3 protein-coding genes are annotated in these 2715 nt (G+C 44.4%); all 3 read right to left on the reverse strand.

What is annotated here, in order from left to right:
• Positions 1 to 324, reverse strand: a 324-nt coding sequence (locus OCV62_RS02030) for an ABC transporter permease subunit (protein ID WP_262584860.1), incomplete at its 3' end; no start/stop codon positions are given.
• Between the two features lie 234 nt (positions 325 to 558).
• Positions 559 to 1449, reverse strand: coding sequence for a transporter substrate-binding domain-containing protein (locus OCV62_RS02035; RefSeq protein WP_021914048.1), 891 nt, complete (start codon positions 1447 to 1449; stop codon positions 559 to 561).
• 332 nt (positions 1450 to 1781) lie between these two features.
• Positions 1782 to 2715 (reverse strand): transposase (locus OCV62_RS02040; protein ID WP_262584862.1); only part of this gene is annotated, 934 nt, incomplete at its 5' end.

The following is a 2715-nucleotide window of genomic DNA, read 5'->3' on the forward strand; positions in this document are numbered from 1 at the left end:
AGAACGGTATATTTCCGCAAAATACGCCGCGTAGTTTAACACAAATGCAAGAATTACCGCGATCATCCGGTAGCTTTTGGAGATTTTCATTCCAAACACATAATAGGGCGCAAAATAGACCACAATCAGCTGCAGCATCAGCGGCGTTCCCCGCATAATCGAAATATAAAGCTTTGTCAAAAAGCTCAGCACTTTCAGCCTTGCCATCCGCCCAAAGGCCAGCACCATTCCAAGGGGCAGGGAAAATACCAGCGTCAGCACAAAGATCTCCGTCGTGATCAGCATTCCTGTTCCCAGTTCCCGAACCATCGTTCCTAAATCCATTCCCGTTCTTCCTTTTCCATACCGGATTTGATCCGGTTTTCTGTATTCTTATTAGCGCACAAAGGCAGGCCAGAGTTTTCTCCGACCTGCATTCTGTTTTTTATCGTATAGAAAACCTCGTTTCTATACGATAAAAACGCTCCGCGAGGATCGCACTGCGGTGGAATGGAATCCTGTCGTTTATGCGACCCGCCGCAGGCGAAGAATCCTGTAGAGCAGGATTCTATTTTCAGCTTACTTTCCCAGGCATACGCTGTCTACCAGACCGTAGTCTGCATACTTCTCTGCGATTTCCATAAAGGTTCCGTCATCTGCCATTTCCAGCAGCGTCTTTTCTACGGTATCCTTTAATTCGTCGTTGCCTTTCTTAAATCCGATACCGTACTGCTCGGTGGAAAGGTACTCGTCCAGGATCACATAGCCGTCTCCTCTGGAAGCAATCTGATAATTTGCAACACCGATATCCAGTGCCAGCGCATCAATCGCACCTGCCTCCAGATCCATGAAGCCGGTATTGTAATCTGCATACTGCGGCAGGTCTGCAAAGGTATCTGCCAGAGCCTTCTCATCGCCCTGCAGTGCTGCCAGTGCGGAGGAATCCTTCTGTACGCCGACTACCTTACCCGCAAGGTCTTCCTTGGAGGTAATGCCAGAGTCTTCTGCCACAACAAATACCTGGCTGTTATCTACATAAGGAACACTGAAGGTGTACTGATCTTCTCTGCCGTTCATGGTAAAGCCGTTCCAGATACAATCGATCGCGCCGGAATCCAGCTCCATATCCTTTGCATCCCAGTCGATGGGCTGTTTTACCAGTGTCCAGCCAAGTCTGTCGCAAACCTCCTGTGCCAGATCCAGGTCAAAGCCGACATATTCGCCGCTGTCATCTTTATAGCCGTAAGGCGGAAACTCTGCATCGAATCCCACTACAAACTGTCTGCCTGCTTCTGTCTGTGCATCTGCTGTCTCTGTTTGAGCCTCTGCCGTGCTTTCTGTTGTTTCTGCTGCTGTGCTCTCTGCAGCAGGTACTGTACTTTCTGCCGGTGCTTCTGCAGCTGTGCTTCCGCAGCCAACCATTCCAAGCGCCATCACGCCTGCCATAACCATTGCCGATAATTTTTTCATAACTCATTCTCCCGTTCCTTTAGTAATTCATCAATTTACCACGCTAAATTGTTGTTAGGACTATCCTAACATAGGAAACGAGCTATGTCAATTGGATTTTTACTTTTTCTATCTTACATTTTCCTACTCTTCTGCCTGTTTTTTTCTTTTCTCTGTTTTTCTTTTTGGCACTTCTGCCCGAATTGTCAACTACCCACGACCTAAAGGTCATGGGCTTGTAACTGCCCAGTCGTACTAACAGCTTACGCCTCCGACCTTTAACCCCAATAGATATCGCTATCTAAAGTGGCGTTACATCGCAGGGTGGTTGACAGCACCCTTTATGGCAGAGTTTACTCAGCCATAACTGTATTAGGTACTTGACTATCTTCAAGATAGTTTATTCCCATACGATACAGATTCATTGCTCCGATACGGTCATCATTAGATTTGTAACCGCAGTTTTTACAAGCAAACAGATGTAACTTCTTGTTACGATTAGCCTTCTCAATATGTCCACATACAGGACAACACTGACTCGTATAACGAGGATTTACCTTAATTACAGTAGACTGGTTCTGTTTGGCTTTGTAAATTAGTTTTTGTTCAAGGTCATAGAAAGACCAAGATACAGAAACATATCTGTCTTTGGTACGAACTCGTTCTGTGGCATTACGGACACCAGACAAATCTTCCAGTACAAAGAGAGTGTGCTTCGGGTTATTTTCAACGAGTGCCTTCGATACTTGATGGTTTACATCCTGCATCCAACGGTTTTCTCGCTGACCGATAGTTTTTAGTCTTCGCCTTGAGGATGGCGTATGTCGCATCTGTAATTCTTTGCGAAGTTTAGAATAAGCAGCTCTTTTCTGCTTAATGGTTTTACCACTGACAAATCCAGACTTGTGATGACTGTCATAGGTCGCAACAACGAAGTTAATTCCTCTGTCAATGCCTACAACATTACAAATGTCAGAAATATTACTTTCTTCGACATCATAAGTTACTGGTATGTGAAGATAATATTTACCATGTTTGTTTGTGAGCTTAGCTGTACCAAACCTATAGATTGTGTGGTCAAAATATTTAGACATACCTTCAGCGAAATATGGCAGTTTAATACGACCATTCAGCGTATTCACAGAAAAACAGTTTTGCGTTAAAGAATAATCTCTGTTCCAAACTAAATCATACTGAGGTTTCTTGAAGGTTGGTCGTATCCATTTATTTTGATTTTCGAGAATAGTTCTATATCTTGCAATGACCGTTTTCAAAACGGACTGAGCC

Source organism: Gallintestinimicrobium propionicum, from assembly GCF_025567525.1.
Classification (GTDB): domain Bacteria; phylum Bacillota; class Clostridia; order Lachnospirales; family Lachnospiraceae; genus Gallintestinimicrobium; species Gallintestinimicrobium propionicum.

Bases quoted from the DNA above. Each gene is read 5' to 3' on its own strand.
- OCV62_RS02035 (WP_021914048.1), bottom strand. From the start codon at position 1,449: ATGAAAAAATTATCGGCAATGGTTATGGCAGGCGTGATGGCGCTTGGA.